Source organism: Pararhizobium sp. P1_E7 (assembly GCF_056405855.1).
In genome coordinates, this window is record NZ_JBFUBH010000001.1 from 509,991 (window position 1) to 528,625 (window position 18,635).

The following is an 18,635-nucleotide window of genomic DNA, read 5'->3' on the forward strand; positions in this document are numbered from 1 at the left end:
CGCGCCTCCTCACATCTTACTTGTAAAACCCTTGACGCAGATTGAGGCCGTGCTCCAGCCAGACCTTCATGGCGCAGAGTGCGCCGGTCCAGCCTTCACAATTGCCGTAGGAGCCCTTGAGGCCGCCGGGCGTTTCCGGCCAGCCCTCCTCGGTGATCGCCACCAGCGTGCGCCCGTCGTCGAGCGGTTCGAAGGTCATGGTGACGGTCGTGTCGTAATCGACCGCCGCCGGGCCGCCTTCGTTTGCCGCCCACTGGAAAACGATCTTCCTGTCCTTGACGACATCGACCACCTTGACCGGGAAAGCGCCGGGAAAATCATGAAAGTCCCAGGTGACGGTGGCCCCGGTTTCAATCCGGCCCTTGGCGCCGCCGGTGGTGAAGTAGCGTGACAATTGTGCGGGATCGACCACTGCCTCGAAAACCTCCGAGACCGGCTTGGCGATCCTGCCGGCAACCCTGAATTTCAGTTGCATCGTCTTTCCTCCTTGTTTTTCTGCTTGTCCCGGCATCCATTATGTTATAAAAACATAACATGTCAATCGATGATAAAAACGACAGAATTTTCAAGGCTTTGGCTGCTCACAGCCGGCGCGCCATGCTCGATATGCTGAAGGATCGGCCCCAGACGACAGGGGATTTGTGCGCGCAGTTTCCGGCGCTTGACCGCTGCACCGTGATGCAGCACCTGAGGGTGCTGGAGGCAGCCGATCTGGTGATCGTCAGGCGCGAGGGCCGCGAGCGCTGGAACTATCTCAACCCGCTGCCGATCAAGGATATCCACGATCGCTGGATCGGCCCTTATGCGGCGGAGGCCGTCAATCTCATCGGGCGGCTGAAGGACGATCTCGAAGGGTAGGCGTCTTCACCCGCCTGCGGCTTTCTCAAGTCCGGCGACGTCGATCTTCACCATCCGCATCATCGCGTCGCGCACGCGTCCGGCTCTTGCCGGGTCCGGATCGCTCATCAGCCGCATCAGCGCATCCGGAATGATCTGCCAGGTGACGCCGAAGCGGTCTGTCAGCCAGCCGCATTGCAGCGGCTGCCCGCCGTCAAGCAGGCTGTCCCAATAGTGATCGACCTCTGCCTGGTCGGCGCAGCTGACGAAGAAGGAGACCGCGGGGGTAAACTGGTAATACGGCCCGCCGTTCAGCCCCATAAAACCCTGCCCCTCCAGTTCGAAGGCGGCGGTGAAGGTCCGGCCGTCCGGTCCTTTCTGCTGATAGGTCACTTTCGCCTGCCGGAAAGTCGAAAGATAGAATGCCAGCGCTTCGTCGAGCGTGTTGTCGAACCAGAGAAAGGGCGTGATCTTCTGCATGAACTTTCCTCCTGTTGTGTGAACGTTGCCTTCTATGACGAACGGGCCGGCGCCAATTCGACAAAACACTGCCGTCTTTTCTCAACGCCTGCCGGTTGACGCGGCCGGGTACTGCGCCATTTCCCGTCGATGGTGAAATGTGGAGGAGACCCGAAATGCCCTATGTCGATGGATTTATTGTCGCTGTTCCGAAGGACAATATGGAAGCCTATAAGAAGATGGCCCGCGCTGCCGGAGACGTCTGGAAGGAGTATGGCGCTCTCTCCTATGTCGAGTGCATCGGCGACGATGTGCCCTATGGCGAGCTTACCTCCTTTCCGCGCGCCGTCCAGGCCAAGGACGACGAAGTGGTGATCTTTGATCACCTATCCCTCGCGCCAGGAGCGGGATGCGATCAACGCCAAGGTCATGGCCGATCCGCGGCTGGCAAGCGACAAATGGACCATGCCGTTCGATGGCAAGCGGATGATCTATGGCGGCTTTCAGAGTTTTCTGGAATTGTAATGCCGCGGGTGTCGAAACACCCGGCCGTTAAGAAAGGCCGAACCGTTCTGAAAGGACTGCATGCCCCAGACGATCATCACCCTTTCGACGCGCGGCGCCGGTCTTTACGAGTTCACCGGCGAGGCTCAAGGCTTCGTGCGCAAATCCGGCATGGAGGAGGGGCTATTGACCGTATTCGTGCGCCACACCTCCTGCTCGCTGACGATCCAGGAAAATGCAGATCCGGACGTCAAGCGTGATCTTGTCGCGTTCTTCAAGCGACTTGTGCCGCCGTCGGACGACCCGTCGATGGGCTGGATCGTCCACACCGCCGAAGGGCCAGATGACATGCCCGCCCATATCAAGGCGGCGCTGACGCAAGCGTCGATCGGCATTCCCGTCGGACAGGGCCGCCTGATGCTTGGCACCTGGCAGGGGCTCTATTTGTTCGAACATCGCGACCGCCCGCATCACCGCGAGGTCGTGCTGCATCTGGGGCGATGACAAAGTGCCGGTGTCGCGCTGGACAAGCGACGAGGACAAGGAGCAATCTTGGCGGTGCCGCAGCGTCCCGGGTGACATTTGGACCAGGAGCAGTCATTTGAGCGTTGCATGGTTTGGATAGATTTTGGCGGGTTCAATTTCCTCCGTCATGTTAGCCCTTGTGGCGGGGATCAAGCAGCGGTGCATCCGCACCCGCGAGAAGGGCGTTTCACGCGACAGACGTCGCGTGGCCGGCACTGTGATATCCCTCGGGTCAAGCCCGAGGACAGGAAGACGGGAAGACGCTGAACCCATCGAAATTTTGCCGGCGCGCCGGCTGCACGCGACAGACACGCAGGGGAAGACCATTGACCGACGCGCAGACCATTGCCAGCCGCTTCATGCAGGCCCTGAACGAACGGGATTTCGAAACCATCGGCACATTCCTCGATGAGGACGTGGCGCTCGATACGCTGACCGGCCAGCGCACCATCGGTGCAGACCCATTGCGCATGGCGGTGATGACCTATTTCCGCCATTTCGACGAAAGTTTTAGCGACATGGTGCTGATGCACGATGCCTTTGGCCAGCGCATTGCCGTCGATGTGACCGCGCGCGGCCATTACCGCGAAACCATGCCCAGCTTCCCGGCGGCGAACGGCCAGTCCTATTCGATCCCGAGCGTCTTCGTCTTCGAGTTCGAAAACGGCGCCGTCACCCGGCTCAGCCATTATCGCAACATCCGGGTCTTCGAGCAGATGCTCGCCCGCTGAGTCCGTCCGGCGTCCCCATCCTGCCATTCAAACGCTTCCTTCCTCTGGCTGAACCCCGGATGAATGGCAGATTCGGATTCCATTCAGCCGCACCGGATTAGTGTCTCCTCAATGCCCCGGAACAGAAGGCGGGCGGACGTCTTAACGTTTTGGACCATAAGGAGAAACAGTCATGAAACAGATTTTTGCAAAGCTGGCCCTTGCCGGCATGATCGGCCTCACCGCCCTTGGCGCCACCGTGGCACCGGCCGCCGCCGAGACGCTGACCTTCGGCATTCATTCCGGCGGTGTGGTCGATGTTCAGTACCGCGACCGGGACGGTTACGGCGATGAGCGTGACTGGAACCGCGGCCGCCGGCATCGTCAGGATTGGGACCAGGGCCGGGGCTGGGGCCATGAGCGCCGTGGCCGCTGCGACCCCTGGCTTGCCGCCGACAAGGCCCGTGCCCATGGAATGCGGCATGCGCGCGTTGTCGATGTATCGTGGCGCCGTGTCGTCGTCGAAGGCCGCCGCTGGGGCGAATATCGCCGTGCCGTGTTTGCCAATGTGCGCGGTTGCCCGTTCATCGGCCGCTGACACCCTGATCATGCCTTGATCCTGGCCACGGCCGGCTGGGATCAAAGCTGCGCAAGTCCTTCCGCCTTGTCTCCCCCGGCCGGCGGAAAGGTCTGGCCCCTCTCGGTTTACCGCGGGGGGCTTTTTGTGTGCGCCAGACAGGCAAGCGCGCAAACAAAACCCCGCTGGAGCGGGGTTCGTTTTTCCTCGGGCCTTGGCGTTATGCGGTTATTGCTTGATCGCGAAGGTGACGTTGACGGTGACGTTGTAGCTGTTTTCTCCGGTCGCGATCGGCACGGCATCACCGGCATATTCCTTTGCCATGGTGCGCATCATCGGCATCGGTTCGGGCCGGGATGAGTTCTCTGAAATCTCGACGATACGGCCGAGCGAAACGCCGGCTGCCTCCGACAGCACCTTGGCCTTGGCAACGGCATCCGTCACCGCCGACTTGCGCGCGTCGGTGATGACGGCTTCCGGCTTGTCGTTGGAAAACTGGATCGAGCCGCCCTGGTTGACGCCCAGCGTCACCGACTGGTCGATGATCTCGCCGAGCTTGGCAAGGTCGCGCACCTTGATGGTCAGCGAATTGGCCACCTGGTAACCGGTGAGCACCGGCTGGCGATTGCCGCCGTCGCTGTTGTCGGGATACTGGTACTGTGGATTGACGGCGAAACCGGAGGTCTGCAGGTCGCGGTCGGCAATGCCGCCGGTCTTCAGCGCGTTGAGCACATCGGCCATCGCCTTGTTGTTGGCGTCGAGTGCTTCCCTGGCGGTCTTGGCGTCCTTGACGACGCTGAACGACAGGATCGCCATGTCCGGTGCAACACTCGCGCGGCCTTCGCCCGACACGGTGATCACGGCTTCACGCGGCGCGGTGTCCTCGGCAAAAGCCGATGCGCTGGCGATCCCCGCAAAAGCGGCAGCCAGAACGACGGTCTTGAGGCGGCGGGGGAAGTAGGTGGATGTCATGGATGGGTTCTCTCCGGTTGTGTTTTGTCCCTGACAACCTTCATGATGATTGATTGTGTAGGGATTGCGGCAACGTCTTGTGGGAAAACCCGTTTTCCGCTAGAGCCAGTCCACCCGCGGTCTGCCATTGGCCCGCGGCGCACCGGCGATGTCCGGCAGGGCCTGTAGCTCAATGGTTAGAGCCGGCGGCTCATAACCGCTTGGTTGGGGGTTCGAGTCCCTCCGGGCCCACCAGTTTCTCCCCCGGATCCTGACATCGGGCGCCCGCAGAGCGCGGACGCGCCGCTGATCTGGTAAATATCTCATGTTATCAATCGGTTGTCTTTCCGGATGAAGGACTTAAGGGGGCGATTCTGCCAAATCGCATGACTGTTAACCGCTTGGCTGGGGGTTCAGGTGCGTCCGGAAACATTCGTCTTTTCGACGCCGGGCAGGACTCGACCGGTTACGAAATTCGGCTGCGACATCATTTCTTGCAACGGACGCGCTGGGAACGTCCTTTGCGCCACTGTAGGAACGCTATTTCTTGCCGGGCGGCGGCCTTCTATTTTTGGCGGAAGCCGGGCTCTTTTTTCGAGCGGATAGCAGCTTATCAAAGGGCGGTGGATTCTCGATCCAGTCATCGACCTCATCCGCATAAAAGGCCTTCCGGCGCCCTGAAATGAGGTGCCATTCGGGAAAAAGTCCCTCGGGTATCAGTCGCTTGATTGTGCTCTCCGACAGGGTAGTCCGGCGGCAGGTTTCGCGCATGCTGTAGAGCCGCCTAGGGTTGGACGGTTTGCGGGCCATTCTCGTGCTCCCTTCGCCTTGGTGTCGCGGCGTCGTCGCCGCGGATCCACTATGTCGGGGATCAGTTGCATAGACAACTTTTGATTGAATGTTGACAACGACGGACGTGGCTTCCGGACGGCGTTCGCATGCCCTGGCAGGCTCACCGTTGCCGGGCAGCGCGCCGACTTCCGGCGACAGCATCGACCATGACATCGGGCGGCACTTCTGCAAAATTGGCGAAAATGCACAAAAAGACTACAGTGTGATCAAAAAGGCTACCAGTTAGTCAAATTGTGTGTTATCGTCTTGTGAGTGAAGAAAAAGCAGGTGCGAGGTCCTATTGCGCAGAAGGATTGAATCCTAGGCCCTGACCGTTCTCAGGCAAAGAGCGAAGCGCGGCGACCCGATCACCTACTCGGATCTCGTGAGCAGGATTTCGGCTGTTCGGATGGAGCCCCATGATCCGCGGCTCGCCCATTTTCTTGGTGAGATTTCTACCGAGGAGTACGAAGGCGGTCGATCCCTCATCACCGCGCTGGTGGTTCACAAACACGATCTGCAACCGGGCAAGGGCTTTTTCGAACTTTCACGATCGCTTGGGTATTCCTTCATCGACGACATCGAATTCTGGAGCGATCAGCTCGACCGGCTGCGCGCGCAGTGGAAGTGAGGTAGTAGAAGTGAACTTCTTAATTGCAGAGACTTTCACGGCCTCGTTCAACCGCCTTTCAGGCATCGATCAGAAGGCAGTGAAGGCAAGCGTCTTCGACCTGCAAATGGATCCCACCGGGAATGGGCTGCAGCTTCATCGCATTGGCAATAGCAAGGATCCCAATTTCTGGTCGGCCCGGGTCAACCGCGACATAAGGCTGATCGTCCACAAGTCGGGCGATAGCGTGCTGGTCGCCTATGTCGACCACCACGACCCGGCGTATGCCTGGGCTGAGCGCCGACGGATTGAGGCGCATCCGCGAACCGGCGCTATCCAGATCGTCGAGGTGCGCGAGCGCCTCGAAGACGTAGCGCCGCCGGCAACGTTCGACTTCGTTTTCCCGGAGCCTGCGAAAGGCACGAAGGACGGGTCGCCGTCTAACTCACTCTTCGCGTCTCTCGATGATGAGGCGCTTCTGTCCGCCGGTGTTCCTGTAGACTGGCTCGCCGATGTCCGCAGCGCCAACGAGGACGGATTCTTCACACTTGCGGCGCATCTGCCGGCAGAGGCCTCCGAGGCGCTGCTGGAATATGCTGCCACGGGAACACTGCCGGCGCCTGTTGCTCGCGTCGCCGATCCATTTTCCCACCCTGATGCGCTGCGCAGGATTCGTCCGATCGCTGACCAGAATGAACTGGAGCAGGCACTCGCCTTTCCTTGGGAAAAATGGGGCATCTTCCTCCATCCCTCGCAACGGGCGCTGGTTGAGCAAACCTTCGCAGGACCTGCTCGCGTTGCGGGCTCGGCCGGGACAGGCAAGACGATCGTCGCGATCCATCGCGCGGTCCGGCTGGCCCGGGAGAATGCGAATGCTCGGATCCTGTTGGTAAGTTTCTCGCAGCCCCTCGCCGACGCGATGGCCAAGAAGCTTCTCGTGCTCGCGCCAGAGACCGGCGGCATCGTACCCCGCATCACCACCGCCTCGTTTCGCGGAATCGCGGAGCAGATGCATCAGCTAGAATATGGCGTCCGCCCGCGGATTGCGTCAGAACCGATGCTGAGGGAGCGGCTCCGCGATGCCGCTGCCAAAGCCGACCTGAAGGGATTTTCGGATCGCTTTCTTCTGTCGGAGTGGACCAATGTGATCGACGCCTGGGGGATCACGTCGCCAGAGGCCTATGCAACCGTTCAAAGGATGGGACGGAAGAGCCGGTTGGGTCCTAACCAGCGGGAGCGGCTCTGGCCCGTGTTTGCGTCGGTACGCGCTTCATTGTTGTCTGAGCGATACACGACTTGGTCTGAGGTCTTCACGAGTCTTGCCGATTCAATCCTCGATCGCAGGTCAAAGCCATTCGACCACATCATCATCGACGAAGCACAGGATCTTGCGCCAGCCGAGCTCCGATTTTTTGCAGCGCTAGCTCCGGTCGGTGCGGACGCCATCTTTCTGTCTGGCGATGTCGGCCAGCGCATCTTCCAGCACCCCTTCTCGTGGGCTGGGCTGGGCATTGACGTTCGCGGCAGGTCGCGTACGCTCAAGGTTTGCTATCGCACTTCACAGCAGATCCGGCAGGCTGCTGACAAGCTCTTGCCTAACATTCTACGCGACACCGATGGGCTGGAGGACGAGCGCCGCGGTATCGTTTCCGTGTTCTCAGGGCCGCCGCCGGAAATCCGAACCTTCGAGAATCAGCGCGAGGAAGCCGACAGTGTGCGCGCGATAATCGGCGCATGGCTGGGCGAAGGTATCGCCGCTCATGAGATCGGTGTCTTCGTGCGGACGCCACAATTGATCCCGCGTGCCCGAGCAAGCGTGGCAGGAATTGATGAAGCGGCCGACATTGTCACGTCGCCGATGAGCCTGGCCAAAGGTCTGGAGTTTCGCGCCGTAGTCGTAATGGCTTGCGATGAGGGAATCCTACCTCTCGACGAACGGGTAGCGGATGCCGCCGACGAGGCGGAGCTTGACGACGTTTACGAGACGGAGCGGCGGCTGCTCTACGTGGCTTGCACCCGCGCACGGGAACATCTGGTTCTTACCGGCCAGCGGCCGGGGTCTGAGTATCTCGTCGACTTCACCGAGTAGCCGCAGACACCCAGCGGGAAGTGGAATCGCCTCCGCGCCGGGATGTCGGGCGTCTCGCCGCTCGCACTTTGTGTGTATGCTGAAGGCGAGCCGGGCGACAACAAAACTCGGACTCTTCAAACGCGAACCGTCTGCTGTAATACGCAATCAGAACGAGACAGCGACCAGAACTCGCATGAATTGTCCGCTTCGTTCTTAATCTAGGCTGTGGCCCGGGGGCATCGCGTGAAATGCACCGGGGGGCGTGTCGTCTATTCCCAAGTTCAACTATCTTCAGCCTGGATGCGTTCATCGACTTCGATAACGAACCGGGACGGCCGCAGGGCTGAAAACGTCAGGTGGACTTCTGATCGTGCGCGTGTGAACCCGACGTAGAACAGCCGCCGCTGTTCAATGATGTCTCTTGGTGTCGGATTGGCGCGAGGTATCCGGCCTTCATCGATACCGAACAGTACGACGACATCGAACTCCCGGCCCTTCGAGCTGTGTAGCGTGCTCAGATTGATGCGATCGTTCCCTTCACCGGTTCCGGAGAATTGGCCGAGGGTCATGCCTGACAGTCCTTGATCCTGTTCCAGCCGCTGAACGAGCTGCCTCATCGCCGCGACGTCGTCGGACACTGTTCTGCAGCCCGTCGCGAATCGTTGGACGATCGCGCTATCAAGTGCGTGAAGCCAGGTGGAAAGGTGAAGGGTGCTATCCCGCGACGACCAGACGAAGGCGAGCAGCGCGCGTTTGAACTCCGTCCGATCCTGATCGGACACGATCATCTCCGAGAACATGCGTCTCCCTTCGGAAACGATCCTAGACCAGCGTGGTTCGCCGACCTCCCACCCGCCGCAACACCATGCGGCGCAGCGCTCGATCCATCGCATCAACCTGTTGGATCGAGAATACAGTGCGTTCGCATCGGCCCGCACGAGGGCCCAGCCATGTTCCGCCGCCGCGTCGGCGACTGCGTTCCCCATGAATGCGGCCGCATAGAGGATGGCGATGTTTCCGCGTTGCAAATCGGGATTTCTGGCCTCCACTTCCGGAAGCAACGTCGAGAACAGCCAAGCGGCGTGGCCTTCGTAGTTACCAGCAAGCGGGTGAAAATAGACCGTGCCCTCCGCGGCGCCTTCCGCTGCCCGGTAGCCGCGGACTTCCCCGAGAGCGTATTCCGAAACGGCGACGATCCGACTCCCGCTTCGATAGTTGAGCCCAAGAGTCACCCTCTCCACGTCCTCGCGCTGCGAGAGTCGCTGCAGCAACTCGGGCCTCGCTCCGATGAAACCGTAGATCGACTGATCGGGGTCGCCAACTGCCAGCAGACGTATTCCGGTGCGAAAGCAAAGTCCGAGCACCATCAGGTGAAGCGCGGTACCGAGATCCTGATATTCGTCGACGGCGAGAACAGGAAACTTGGCGAGCAAGGCATCGCGAAGCCATGGATTGCTGACAAGGGCACGAAGTGCAAGAAGCGGCATGTCCTCGAAGTCGATCAAGCCCGCGCCGCGTAGATACTGCTCGTAGGAAGTCGCGAGCGCGGCCCGTTGTGGGTTGGCCTCCGTCCATATCGGTTTGGTTCGGTCCAGGTACGTACGGCGGTGAAGGTCCATGCCAAATCGAGAATCCTCCGGGTTACCAGGGCCGCCCACGACGTCCCGATGAGCTCGGGCCATCGCCAGTCCCTTTTGTTGGGTGTTAGCGATCTGGAAATGGGGAGGGAGGCCGACGCCAAGGGAATCTGCGTAGGGCAGGAGAATCTGGGAAAGCGAAAAGGAATGGACGGTGCCGACGAAGACACGCTTCCCTGGTTCGACGCCAAGCGCGGCGAGCCGGTCCTCCAATTCCCGCGCGCATTCATTGTTGTAGGTAATACAGGCGACACCGCGTGGAGGTTTCACGTCTTCGGCGACAATCCGAGCCAGCTTGATCGTCAGGGTCTTGGTCTTTCCGCTTCCCGGACCGGCGAGAACGATACAGTGGCCGGTTGACTCGTAGGCCTGCCACTGGGCGGCGTTAGGCCTTAGTTCCTCCGCGGCGTCGAGATAGAGCGCGTTGCTAGACACGGTCCACCACGAAGCCGATCGCGCGGGCGATGTAGCCGGGGACGGCCAGCCCGCCGATACGCGCCGTCATGCGTTGAGCGAAGCGGCCCTTGCCGATGTCCTCCATCATGGCGAGCAGATGCTTGCGGTTCACCGACTTGGGGTCCTTTTCCCAAGCCTCTATCCGTCCCATTCGCTCCTTGCCGAAGTTACCTTCCCGAAGACCCGCGATGATAGCTGCGGTAAAGTCGCCTGCGAAGAGGTCCATCTCAAGCGTATCGGTGTTGGTGAAGACCCCGAATTCCTCGATGCTTTCATCGAAGCGGGCCCATTCGTCGGTCTTCAGGAGCTCGTCGAAATATTCCTCGTCGTACTTCTGTGCCCGCAACCCATCCAGCAGTTGGGACAGCGCAACCGTCCGCTTCTGTCCCCGGTCCCCGTCGGGGTCGAAATCCGTGACAACGGAAAACGGGATCTTCAACGCTTCGAGAAACTTGACGTATGGCGTGAAGTTTGTGCCCGCTACCGAACATATCGTGATGCCCAGACCGTCCAGATCGGCGGCAAGTTCGTCCGCGAACTTCGGAACTAGAAAGCGTTCGGCATCGCCTTCGACGAGGATGACGCCGCGAGCGAACAACACTTCGGCGCGCGTGAAGTCCAGATAGCGTTGCAGATCGTCCACCTCGTCAGTGGATAGCTCCAGGGAAGCCGTGGAACAGCCGACGGTCTCGTCGCCGTCCTCTCGAAGCAGGACGATCGACCTTACTGGTGCGACGCTTGCGATGTGCGGCGAGTGCGTCGTCATGATGACGGAAAGTGGTGGATCCTCATCTTCCTGATCCGGCTTGCTCGTATCTTCGAAAAGGCTTCTGTAGACGAGCCTCTGGAGATGCGGGTGCAGGTGCGCTTCCGGCTCCTCGATCGCCAGAAGCGAATGGTCACGCTTGTCTCCTGCAATGAGGTTGCGCAGTTCCATAGTCTTGAGCGTCAGAAAGATCAAATTCGCTGAGCCGAGGCTTGCGTCAGAGACAGCGCGCTGCCCCGAGTCGATCAGCAGTCTGACCTGCCGATGGAGCCTCGATGCATCAGTGGCCGAGAAACCCAACGTCGGTTCGACGTCTTGCCGCTCGCCGCTCATAGCTCGGAAAGACTTCGCGATATCCTCCTCGAGGGTAGAAATAGGCTCGAATTCCATCAGACTGGAGGTTGCCGCGCCGATCTGGTCGGCGACTTCCTGTAGCTCCTCACGGTCGATCGTGCCGAACGCTGTCTCGATCAACGGCCGAAGGGGAGAGCGCCTCCAGACGGCGAGGTCTCCTTCCGCGTCCCGAAGGGCCGGAAGGACGTCCATGGAAATTCTGCTCCGGACATCGTGGCCGAACTTCCGTGTTGGATCCCTGCCGCCGTAGCACGAGAACTGGAAGTCCTTCTCGCTCGTCGGCGTGCGCCCGAGGCCTGGGCGCGTTCTGTATTCGTAAGTGGGGCATCGCTGGCTCGACGCTTGCCTGCCGCGAAGGTGCCTCGATACGACATCAAGGAGAGCGCCGCCAGAGGCGGACACCGATTTCGTCCCCTGCAACTGCAGTTCCCGTAACAGTTCCGAGCCTGTGAAGGAGAAGGGGTAATGCAGAGGCCGTGTCCGCTTCTGCTACTTGCACCAATGGATGGGGCCATGCCGTACCCAGAAGTGCGATCGGCGGCCTATTTACGCCACACGGATGGATATTGCGCCGGCCGGCCAACTTCATCCACGGACACGTCCCATCGTGGCCCTGCTTCCTCCAAAACCATGAGCTCAATGGTGTCGCCACAGCCGCATGGGCAGTGCACGCATATGACGTGACAACGAGGGTTTAAGAGTGCGATTTCTCATGCCGGACGAAACCACCCAGCAGCGCTGGCTGGAGACGGAACTCGTCGAAGGTCGTCTCGTGATCTTCGCTGGAGGTCGCGTCGACCCCCGCCGAATATTCGCTAGGGTCTTCCATCGAGTCAGAGGTTGTGTTGAGTTGAGCCTGTCCCATTTCACGTCACCCACAGGCTCAACTCATGACCCACCAAATCCTTGACGCAGACGAAACCCGACTGGCCGAGATCGAAGTCTGGCTCGACGTCGAGGAGGAAGACTACGAAGAGGCCTGCCGAGCGTGGGAGGCGACCGGCTACGAGGGCGATGCCCCGGTAAGGGGCTTCCGGTGCAACTGGGACTCAGCCAAGAAGGCATGGCGCAAGGGATATTCCCAGATCCATGTTCTCGTCGTAGACGATGAGGCGGTCGGCTTCCTTCGACGGTAGGGATATTCTGGAAATCAGGCCGGACGTGCGCGGAAGCGGATACGGCCGCATACTTGCGGAGTTCATGGAGGGGGTGGCCCGAGACGAGGGGCGGTCAGTAGTTAAGATCGAGATCGCACCCGCCAGCGCCGAACCCTTTTGGGAGCGCATGGGCTTTACGCCGGTCGAGGATCGGCGGAGCAATGGGGGCGGCACATTTGCCTACAAAATCCTGCCCAGGACTTTCGCTTTGGGCAACGGTGAACGGGTAGACTACTCGATCTCCTTCTTCACGCAGAGGGAACGATATACGACGAGCCGAAGGCCTTCGCCCAGTTTTCCGGCCTTGGCGAGCGCCTTCCCGATGGGAGGATTCAACTGCCGGAACGTACTTTCTGCTTCAATCCCAACGATGATCAGCACATCGACTATTTCGTGCAGATCGCGCTGCACGGTCGCGTCATTCATTTTGACGAAGCGAAATACGAGGAGAGCACCGGATTCGGATTCGGAGTCGAGCGCGATGCGGGCTACGACTTCTTCATGGAGCGAATCAATCCCAAGCAAGCGTCGGCCTAGATACCTTTATTCGGGATCGTAAGCGCACGTTCGTCAAGTGCCATATCAACATAGGACGCATTATTGATGTTTTCGTCTGAATTTCTCACGGCGCTCGGCCGATGGCTCCGTGGATGGAGGCAGGATCCGGTGGTCAGGGACGAACTCGCCGAAATTTTGATGTCAGCATCGAGAGATCTGCCTTCAAAGTTCAGGCAGCACGACGGCACTCCGCTCTACCGCAAGCGGCATTTATATAATGTGCCCGGAAAGGAAGAATTGATATCGCTTTTCCTTGAAGGAACGCTCCAAGAAGGCCCCGCGACTAGCTGGACGAGGAACCGCAACTTTGCGGAGCTGTTCGACAAGATTTTCGATGAAGGTGATCCGAATTCTGTCGCGGGTGCTGTCTTCTGCCATACCCCTTCCGATCACGAGATAGTCTTAAACATCCATGCTCTCTGGCAGGACGAGGATTTTACGGAAGCGGTCGCTGAACATGTCCGCAATGGTAAACCGGAAGCAACGGCTCTCGAGACCTTCAGGAAAAATCAGCAGGAAGAAATAATCCTGAATGTTCCCCTGAGACGGGATGGAATCGTACTCCTAAGCCGGGTGAGCAATTTTGAAAGCCTTGCAAAGGAGGCAGGAGCAGTCACCTCTGAGAGCCAGGAAGCTCTTCAAGAATTATTGCTCGTGGCAAAGGTCCATCCGGAGGATCCGAGGTTTTTGAGCGAAGATGGCACGCAGCGTGTCATTCAAAACTTCCTCGCGAAAGTCGAGGAAAGGATTCGCCTTGCCAAGACAAATAGCAGCGATTGAGTCCTTTCAGCTATTGATATGAGAAGGGAGATGCCGGGAACTATCGCGGCATTGGGTGGCGATGCGTATGCGCTCCCAGGTGCTTGCCGCCGTGTAGAGCGCTACTCCGCAGTACACGTCACCGAACTTTATGCAGGCGATTTTTTCCGACTCGAAACGAATTATTTTTCAATGGCTTATGGAATCCTCATTGGAAACTGATTCAGGCGTCGGTTGCGGCCGCAACCGATTCAGCTCCTGACTTCAGTTCGAAAATGGAAGCCGTCGATGCGCTGCTCGCGCACCCTCCTGAATGGGCTCTCGGCGGCGATGCGCTCTATCTGCTCGTCGGATTTCCATGGCTCGTCGTGCAGGCACCAGTCCACAAGGAAATCTTGGCCATCGCGCGCTACCTGAACACCAACGCCGCATGCAGCACGAGCGATGTATTTGCCCGTTTCGGTAAGAAGTCTCAGATATCCAGTCCGTTGATCGGGATTGGCAGCATGATCAATGTCCGGATGGATGGCAGTGAATATGAGGTTGCAGTCGGTTGCCGGAAAATAGAAGCGGTATGGCCGCACGAATTCACCGCTTGCTGCGTCGCGGACAGCGAGGTCGAACCGTTCCTTGGCAGCTCGCCACGCGGAGCGCGGTAGTTTTGCGAACTCGATCAGTATCTTCGAGTAGTCGCTGCTGAACTTGGGATTCTCTATGTGATCAGCGAGATTGCCTAGAATGGACGATAGGTTGAAATGTTGGACGTCTTCAACGAGTCGCGTCAGTGACAGATGGGACTGAGGCGTGGGCAAGGGTTCCTCCATCGCATACGCGCCGAGGAGGTCATCTTCCGTCACCGCAACGCTCCGCTTCGCCAGCTCGAGCAATGCCGTCTCGCGGTATTCGAGATATCTGCGGATCTCCTCTGGAGCGACTAGAAGCTCGAGCACGCTGCCGTAGCTGTCACGGTCGATGACGTGGATGAACCCAACAGTCTGGCTGAAGTAGAACTGCGTTTGCCGATTCTCGTTGGGCAGGACATCGCCAGGCTTGTAGACGATGAGCTTCCGGACGTCTTTCAGGTGATCTCTGGCGATTTGCATCTCGTGACCACGCACGTTCGCCACTGGAATGCTCCCATGTTCGTTGAGGAACCGGAGCGAGTCCTTGATCTGCTTCACAGCCGCCTTCAGGACCTTCTTCTCAAACCACTTGCGTTCCGTGTCGGGATCGTCGGTCGCTCCCTCGCGCTCCTTCATCTGGATGATGAAGGCAGTCTCACCAAACCAGACGACGTTGTCCGCCAGTTCTAGCTCGCCGGCGGGAACGCGGAACTTCAACTGGGTGAACGTGAATTCCTTCCAGAAGGTGATCCCGTTCCGATGCGCGATGAATTCTTCGAGGTTCATGAAGCCGTCCTTTCCGTGCAAGTCTTTCCAAGAAGGGACGGTCTTGGCAAGTGCCGGAGTGATCGGCGCCCGGTCAGCCCATTCGCTTAATACGCATCGTCCATCCAACTGCAAGGCGTGAACCGCGACACCTTCGTCTTCTTCATCCCGCTGAGGTACCGCAGCCAGCCAATCCGGAGACATGACGCCCGGGAGAGACCTTATGACCGAGAGCCCGCTTGGGAGATGCAATCGAATCCTTCAATTGTTGACAAGAGTGCATTTTTGAAGCCTGCTCGGATCCATGGATTCGATCTCTGAAATCATGCGCGCGCTGAGGGGCGGACGCGCGCTGCTGGGCCTCAGCCAGGAGGAACTCGCGGAGCTTGCGGGCGTCAGTCGGCAGATCGTCGTAAGGATCGAGAAGGGCGAGAGCAACGTGCTCGTGGAGGCCGTGGAGAAGGTGCGCACGGCGCTCGAGGGCTCGGGCGTGGCGTTCATCGACGCCACGCGCGAGCACGGTCCGGGCGTCGCCATGACGCGCCGCCCGTCCGCTGAGGACACGGCTCCTCAAGGATTCGGGGAGGGCTAGCGGGCCAACCCCTTCATCAACCGGTTTGGCGCATGCCTCCGGAGAATGGCCTGCACGTCGTCCGGTTCGAGAAGCTCCCGTTCCAGCAATTGCTCCGCCAGAGCCTCGACCGCATCAAGATGACTCCGCACGATGGCCTTCGCCCGCGACAACTGTTCTGCGAGGATGCCGTCGATCTCTCGTCTCGAAATCGCGGGGATGCCACTGCTCCAGTTCGTTCCGGCTTGGTCGTCTGCCACGAGAAATGAAAGACTCCGCCCCATGCCGTAGCTGCACACCATCCGCGTGGCGATCGAGGTCGCCTTGTGAAGGTCGCTGCCGCGCTCCCCTCCCGCACCGGCCGATCGTGCGCCGAACAGAACCTCCTCCGCCGCAGTTCCCCCGAGTATCCTGCATATGTGCGCTTCCATCGAAACCCGGGTTTCCAGGTCTCCTGGTTCGTCCAGATATCGGGTCATCCCCTGAACGGGAGCGTCGGATGAGAACGTCCTGAACTGCTTGCGCATCGAGACGCTTACCCTGCAGCCAGGCTGGAGCGCGAGTGCGACGACGGCATGGCCGCTCTCGTGCGCCGCGACGCGGCGTGCGGTTTGCGCGGGGAGTGTCTGGAGCGGCGGCAGCGCTCCAGCGACGTGGGCTGGGCCGGCCGGCTGCCCCGCCGCCCTGGCAATCCGTCTTGCCTCCCTGGCCAGCTTCTCCAGATCGGAGCCGCTCCATCCCCTGAGGTCGGTTGCCATCGTCCGAATGTCCTGGTCGTCGGCCGAGACGCGCAGGTGGAAACGCAATATGTCCGCGCGCTCGTCCTCGTCCGGCAGATCCATTCTGACATGGCGTTCGATCCTGCCGCTTCGGAGGAGGGCGGGGTCGACCGCTTCCGGGAAGTTGGTGGCCGCGACCACCACGATCCCCTGCCTGCCGTCGACGCCGTCGATGCATTCCAGGAGTGAATTCACGACCTGGGTTTGATAGCCGACATTATGGCCCGAGAATTTCGTCCTGTCGCCGATCGAATCCAGCTCGTCCAGGAACACGATCGCCGGCTGCGATTCCCTGGCCTTCTCGAAGGTTGACCTCATCGCCGCAAGGAGATCCCCAAGATGTCCCCCGGCCTGCCATTTCGCGACCGACGCCGCTATCAGCGGCATGCCGCACATCTTCGCGAGAGCGCGGGCAAAAAGGGTCTTGCCAGTTCCGGGGGGGCCGTGGAGAAGGATTCCGCGATCGAGATCGGCCCATGCGATCTCACCTGTCCGCGCACGCTCCAAATCCTTGGCGAAGGAACGCGCCCAGGGTTTCACGTCCCTGTATCCGGGCAGTTCTTCAAGGCTGGGTTCGTCGTCCGCTGCGGTGTCAGGCGCGGAGGAGCGGAGGATCCGCGCATGATCCGATGTGAGGCTGAATTTCGTGACGACCGGAGCTAGCATCACGACGTCGTTGCCGGCGAGGAGTTCCGCCGTGTCGGGCCGGATCGGGTTTCGGCCGAGCAGCGACCGGGCCGCCACGATGTGGGCGGCCGAGGGCCGCGGCAGGTCGATGACCGCGTCGGCGGCCGCCGCCAGTTCTATCGGCAGGTCCCTTCTGTGCCTGGCGAGGACGAGGATCGCAGGAAACTTCCCATAGGATCGAAGAAGGTCACTCCCTCCCGGCGTCGGCATTTTGTTGCGTGGCTTGGACTCGATGGAATGGACCAGCGCCTTGGGAGGGCGCGTCTCGGTCCACTCTTGGGAGCGGCCGTTCACGAAAAGCTCGGTCGCCGCCTCGTAGATCCCCAGGTTGATCGCCGCCTCCGCAATCAGCACGACGATGGTCGGGTGCCCCCGCCTGAGCAGGTGCTGTGACCGCAGGGCCTTGCCGACGCAGCAGTATGCCAGGAAAAGCACCGGTGACTGGCGAATCCTTCGAAACTGGTCGGCGTCAAGCCTTCCCACTGAAGAGCTCTTCCCCATCGTTCAGATCTTTCCGTCCACGCTCCATCGTCTCAGTGAGTCCTCGGCCACTGGCGATGGGCGGCCCAGGAGGTACCAGCGCTGCGAAGACCTCGCCATTCCTGCCTGAAGTGAGAAAAGATGAAGGGGAGCGGTGAAGCTCATCGAGCTGCGCTGCGTGCTGTCCCCGCCGACGCGGCCGGGATAGGAGATGAATCCTACCAGCGTCGGCACGATGAACTTCTCGACGAACCATTCCTCGACGACCGGCGTGTATCCGGCGTCAAGGTGGGGGAGCGACCTGCTGCTGGCCACGCGGCGGAGGTCCCCGGCCAGATGCTCGACGGCATTGGCGTGGCGGACGACCGACGCCCAGGAAGAATTCGCCCGGTTCTCGCCGATTCTAAGCATTGTTCGCCCCTCCATGAGCGTGTCGGATCGCGGTGGAAATGCCAGTCTGTGAGTACGGATAATCGGCGGAAGGCGCGCGGAGCTCCGAGTTGTGCAGCCGGGAGTGCATGTCAGTTCCTTTCCGACCCATGGGGCCGGCCCAGGCGGTACCAGCGGTTCAGTGTGCGGACCATGCCCTGCGCGGTGTCGATATGGAACACCTGGGTCGAGAAGCAGCGGTGTCCGTCGGCGATGCGCGGGTGTCCGGTGACGATGCCCGTCAGCCCCGCCGCGGGCTGCGGCACGAGAGCGTACTCGTCGAGGAACGCCGCGCCGGCCTGCATGTCAGGATCGAATCCATCGGAGATAGCCTTTCGGATGTCATCTGCGAGTCGGGCGAGCGTGTCCGAACGACGGGCATGCAGGGTTCTCGGCCAGCATCGTTCTACGCAGCGCAAGGTCGCAAAGACACCAGATGACGAAGCGGCATTGACCGCCGACATCACAGCGCTCGCCCTCCAATATGGCCGATATGGTTATCGTCGCATTACGGCGATACTGCACCGGGCGGGTTGGAT

21 protein-coding genes, 1 tRNA gene and 3 pseudogenes are annotated in these 18,635 nt (G+C 60.2%); 13 read left to right on the plus strand and 12 right to left on the minus strand.

Annotated elements, in window-relative coordinates; translation table 11 throughout:
• Window positions 1–16: 16 nt before the first annotated feature.
• Window positions 17–475, minus strand: a complete 459-nt coding sequence (locus AC1D17_RS02375; RefSeq protein WP_477563812.1) for an SRPBCC family protein — start codon at window positions 473–475, stop codon at window positions 17–19.
• A gap of 59 nt (window positions 476–534) precedes the next feature.
• Here AC1D17_RS02375 and AC1D17_RS02380 point away from each other — a divergent pair, with 59 nt between their 5' ends.
• Window positions 535–858, plus strand: coding sequence for an ArsR/SmtB family transcription factor (locus AC1D17_RS02380; RefSeq protein ID WP_477563813.1), 324 nt, complete (start codon window positions 535–537; stop codon window positions 856–858).
• Between the two features lie 6 nt (window positions 859–864).
• Here AC1D17_RS02380 and AC1D17_RS02385 read toward each other — a convergent pair whose 3' ends face one another.
• The gene (locus AC1D17_RS02385; protein WP_477563814.1) at window positions 865–1,317 is read right to left on the minus strand and encodes a VOC family protein; all 453 of its coding nucleotides are present in this window, start codon (window positions 1,315–1,317) and stop codon (window positions 865–867) included.
• 155 nt (window positions 1,318–1,472) lie between these two features.
• Between AC1D17_RS02385 and AC1D17_RS02390 the strand changes: the two are divergent.
• The 4 genes and pseudogenes from AC1D17_RS02390 (at window position 1,473) to AC1D17_RS02405 (ending at window position 3,633) form a co-directional block, all read left to right on the plus strand.
• Window positions 1,473–1,821, plus strand: a pseudogene (locus tag AC1D17_RS02390) (DUF1428 domain-containing protein).
• Between the two features lie 60 nt (window positions 1,822–1,881).
• On the plus strand, window positions 1,882–2,304 hold the full coding sequence (locus AC1D17_RS02395; RefSeq protein WP_477563815.1) for a secondary thiamine-phosphate synthase enzyme YjbQ: 423 nt from the start codon (window positions 1,882–1,884) through the stop codon (window positions 2,302–2,304).
• A 347-nt stretch (window positions 2,305–2,651) separates the two neighbouring features.
• Window positions 2,652–3,056, plus strand: coding sequence for a nuclear transport factor 2 family protein (locus tag AC1D17_RS02400; protein WP_477563816.1), 405 nt, complete (start codon window positions 2,652–2,654; stop codon window positions 3,054–3,056).
• A gap of 172 nt (window positions 3,057–3,228) precedes the next feature.
• Entirely contained in the window at window positions 3,229–3,633 is a 405-nt protein-coding gene (locus AC1D17_RS02405) for a hypothetical protein (RefSeq protein WP_477563817.1), read from the plus strand.
• Window positions 3,634–3,840: 207 nt separating this feature from the next.
• Here the strand turns inward: AC1D17_RS02405 and AC1D17_RS02410 are convergent, their stop codons facing one another.
• Window positions 3,841–4,584 (minus strand): SIMPL domain-containing protein, encoded by a 744-nt coding sequence (locus AC1D17_RS02410; protein ID WP_477563818.1) that lies wholly within the window; start codon window positions 4,582–4,584, stop codon window positions 3,841–3,843.
• Window positions 4,585–4,742: 158 nt separating this feature from the next.
• On the opposite strand from AC1D17_RS02410, the gene AC1D17_RS02415 reads away from it, so the two are divergent.
• Window positions 4,743–4,818 (plus strand) — tRNA-Ile (locus AC1D17_RS02415).
• Window positions 4,819–5,103: 285 nt separating this feature from the next.
• Here the strand turns inward: AC1D17_RS02415 and AC1D17_RS02420 are convergent.
• Entirely contained in the window at window positions 5,104–5,373 is a 270-nt protein-coding gene (locus tag AC1D17_RS02420; protein ID WP_477563819.1) for a helix-turn-helix transcriptional regulator, read from the minus strand.
• A 430-nt stretch (window positions 5,374–5,803) separates the two neighbouring features.
• On the opposite strand from AC1D17_RS02420, the gene AC1D17_RS02425 reads away from it, so the two are divergent.
• On the plus strand, window positions 5,804–6,025 hold the full coding sequence (locus AC1D17_RS02425; protein WP_477563820.1) for a hypothetical protein: 222 nt from the start codon (window positions 5,804–5,806) through the stop codon (window positions 6,023–6,025).
• Between the two features lie 10 nt (window positions 6,026–6,035).
• Window positions 6,036–8,093 carry a UvrD-helicase domain-containing protein gene (locus tag AC1D17_RS02430; protein WP_477563821.1) on the plus strand — a complete coding sequence of 686 codons (2,058 nt, stop codon included), beginning with the start codon at window positions 6,036–6,038 and terminating at the stop codon, window positions 8,091–8,093.
• A gap of 263 nt (window positions 8,094–8,356) precedes the next feature.
• Here the strand turns inward: AC1D17_RS02430 and AC1D17_RS02435 are convergent, their stop codons facing one another.
• The 3 genes from AC1D17_RS02435 to AC1D17_RS02445 form a co-directional block, all read right to left on the minus strand.
• The gene (locus AC1D17_RS02435; protein WP_477563822.1) at window positions 8,357–10,147 is read right to left on the minus strand and encodes an ATP-dependent helicase; all 1,791 of its coding nucleotides are present in this window, start codon (window positions 10,145–10,147) and stop codon (window positions 8,357–8,359) included.
• Complete coding sequence (locus AC1D17_RS02440; RefSeq protein WP_477563823.1) at window positions 10,140–11,480, minus strand: ATP-dependent nuclease; 1,341 nt, start codon at window positions 11,478–11,480, stop codon at window positions 10,140–10,142. The genes AC1D17_RS02435 and AC1D17_RS02440 overlap by 8 nt, the downstream gene beginning before the upstream one ends.
• A 350-nt stretch (window positions 11,481–11,830) precedes the next feature.
• A complete protein-coding gene (locus AC1D17_RS02445; protein WP_477563824.1) occupies window positions 11,831–11,920 on the minus strand; it encodes a hypothetical protein in 90 nt (29 codons plus the stop codon).
• A 258-nt stretch (window positions 11,921–12,178) separates the two neighbouring features.
• Between AC1D17_RS02445 and AC1D17_RS02450 the strand changes: the two genes are divergently transcribed.
• The gene (locus AC1D17_RS02450; protein ID WP_477563825.1) at window positions 12,179–12,424 is read left to right on the plus strand and encodes a hypothetical protein; all 246 of its coding nucleotides are present in this window, start codon (window positions 12,179–12,181) and stop codon (window positions 12,422–12,424) included.
• Window positions 12,396–12,569: pseudogene (locus AC1D17_RS02455) on the plus strand (hypothetical protein); the annotation flags it as partial. The gene AC1D17_RS02450 and the pseudogene AC1D17_RS02455, both read left to right, overlap by 29 nt.
• Before the next feature lie 107 nt (window positions 12,570–12,676).
• On the opposite strand, the gene AC1D17_RS02460 reads toward AC1D17_RS02455, so the two are convergent.
• Window positions 12,677–12,970, minus strand: a complete 294-nt coding sequence (locus AC1D17_RS02460; protein WP_477563863.1) for a hypothetical protein — start codon at window positions 12,968–12,970, stop codon at window positions 12,677–12,679.
• A 78-nt stretch (window positions 12,971–13,048) separates the two neighbouring features.
• On the opposite strand from AC1D17_RS02460, the gene AC1D17_RS02465 reads away from it, so the two are divergent.
• The gene (locus AC1D17_RS02465) at window positions 13,049–13,783 is read left to right on the plus strand and encodes a hypothetical protein (RefSeq protein WP_477563826.1); all 735 of its coding nucleotides are present in this window, start codon (window positions 13,049–13,051) and stop codon (window positions 13,781–13,783) included.
• Between the two features lie 230 nt (window positions 13,784–14,013).
• Here the strand turns inward: AC1D17_RS02465 and AC1D17_RS02470 are convergent, their stop codons facing one another.
• On the minus strand, window positions 14,014–15,171 hold the full coding sequence (locus AC1D17_RS02470) for a hypothetical protein (RefSeq protein WP_477563827.1): 1,158 nt from the start codon (window positions 15,169–15,171) through the stop codon (window positions 14,014–14,016).
• 283 nt (window positions 15,172–15,454) lie between these two features.
• On the opposite strand from AC1D17_RS02470, the gene AC1D17_RS02475 reads away from it, so the two are divergent.
• A complete protein-coding gene (locus AC1D17_RS02475; protein ID WP_477563828.1) occupies window positions 15,455–15,742 on the plus strand; it encodes a helix-turn-helix transcriptional regulator in 288 nt (95 codons plus the stop codon).
• Here the strand turns inward: AC1D17_RS02475 and AC1D17_RS02480 are convergent.
• From AC1D17_RS02480 to AC1D17_RS02490, 3 genes are all read right to left on the minus strand, one after another.
• Window positions 15,739–17,670: an AAA family ATPase gene (locus tag AC1D17_RS02480; protein ID WP_477563829.1), complete on the minus strand. Its 1,932-nt coding sequence runs from the start codon at window positions 17,668–17,670 to the stop codon at window positions 15,739–15,741. The genes AC1D17_RS02475 and AC1D17_RS02480 overlap by 4 nt on opposite strands.
• A gap of 21 nt (window positions 17,671–17,691) precedes the next feature.
• On the minus strand, window positions 17,692–18,078 hold the full coding sequence (locus AC1D17_RS02485; RefSeq protein ID WP_477563830.1) for a hypothetical protein: 387 nt from the start codon (window positions 18,076–18,078) through the stop codon (window positions 17,692–17,694).
• A gap of 110 nt (window positions 18,079–18,188) precedes the next feature.
• On the minus strand, window positions 18,189–18,401 hold the full coding sequence (locus AC1D17_RS02490) for a DUF6634 family protein (RefSeq protein WP_477563831.1): 213 nt from the start codon (window positions 18,399–18,401) through the stop codon (window positions 18,189–18,191).
• A 58-nt stretch (window positions 18,402–18,459) separates the two neighbouring features.
• On the opposite strand from AC1D17_RS02490, the pseudogene AC1D17_RS02495 reads away from it, so the two are divergent.
• Window positions 18,460–18,635: pseudogene (locus AC1D17_RS02495) on the plus strand (IS3 family transposase); the annotation flags it as partial.

What these genes read in the sequence shown, in the direction of transcription:
- AC1D17_RS02385 (WP_477563814.1), bottom strand. Translation starts at nt 1,317, where the DNA reads ATGCAGAAGATCACGCCCTTTCTCTGGTTCGACAACACGCTCGACGAA.
- AC1D17_RS02410 (WP_477563818.1), bottom strand. Translation starts at nt 4,584, where the DNA reads ATGACATCCACCTACTTCCCCCGCCGCCTCAAGACCGTCGTTCTGGCT.
- AC1D17_RS02440 (WP_477563823.1), bottom strand. Translation starts at nt 11,480, where the DNA reads ATGGACGTCCTTCCGGCCCTTCGGGACGCGGAAGGAGACCTCGCCGTC.
- AC1D17_RS02470 (WP_477563827.1), bottom strand. Translation starts at nt 15,171, where the DNA reads ATGAACCTCGAAGAATTCATCGCGCATCGGAACGGGATCACCTTCTGG.
- AC1D17_RS02490 (WP_477563831.1), bottom strand. Translation starts at nt 18,401, where the DNA reads ATGCAGGCCGGCGCGGCGTTCCTCGACGAGTACGCTCTCGTGCCGCAG.
- AC1D17_RS02445 (WP_477563824.1), bottom strand. Translation starts at nt 11,920, where the DNA reads ATGGTTTTGGAGGAAGCAGGGCCACGATGGGACGTGTCCGTGGATGAA.
- AC1D17_RS02380 (WP_477563813.1), top strand. Translation starts at nt 535, where the DNA reads ATGTCAATCGATGATAAAAACGACAGAATTTTCAAGGCTTTGGCTGCT.
- AC1D17_RS02450 (WP_477563825.1), top strand. Translation starts at nt 12,179, where the DNA reads ATGACCCACCAAATCCTTGACGCAGACGAAACCCGACTGGCCGAGATC.
- AC1D17_RS02420 (WP_477563819.1), bottom strand. Translation starts at nt 5,373, where the DNA reads ATGGCCCGCAAACCGTCCAACCCTAGGCGGCTCTACAGCATGCGCGAA.
- AC1D17_RS02395 (WP_477563815.1), top strand. Translation starts at nt 1,882, where the DNA reads ATGCCCCAGACGATCATCACCCTTTCGACGCGCGGCGCCGGTCTTTAC.
- AC1D17_RS02375 (WP_477563812.1), bottom strand. Translation starts at nt 475, where the DNA reads ATGCAACTGAAATTCAGGGTTGCCGGCAGGATCGCCAAGCCGGTCTCG.
- AC1D17_RS02425 (WP_477563820.1), top strand. Translation starts at nt 5,804, where the DNA reads ATGGAGCCCCATGATCCGCGGCTCGCCCATTTTCTTGGTGAGATTTCT.
- AC1D17_RS02405 (WP_477563817.1), top strand. Translation starts at nt 3,229, where the DNA reads ATGAAACAGATTTTTGCAAAGCTGGCCCTTGCCGGCATGATCGGCCTC.
- AC1D17_RS02465 (WP_477563826.1), top strand. Translation starts at nt 13,049, where the DNA reads ATGTTTTCGTCTGAATTTCTCACGGCGCTCGGCCGATGGCTCCGTGGA.
- AC1D17_RS02485 (WP_477563830.1), bottom strand. Translation starts at nt 18,078, where the DNA reads ATGCTTAGAATCGGCGAGAACCGGGCGAATTCTTCCTGGGCGTCGGTC.
- AC1D17_RS02475 (WP_477563828.1), top strand. Translation starts at nt 15,455, where the DNA reads ATGGATTCGATCTCTGAAATCATGCGCGCGCTGAGGGGCGGACGCGCG.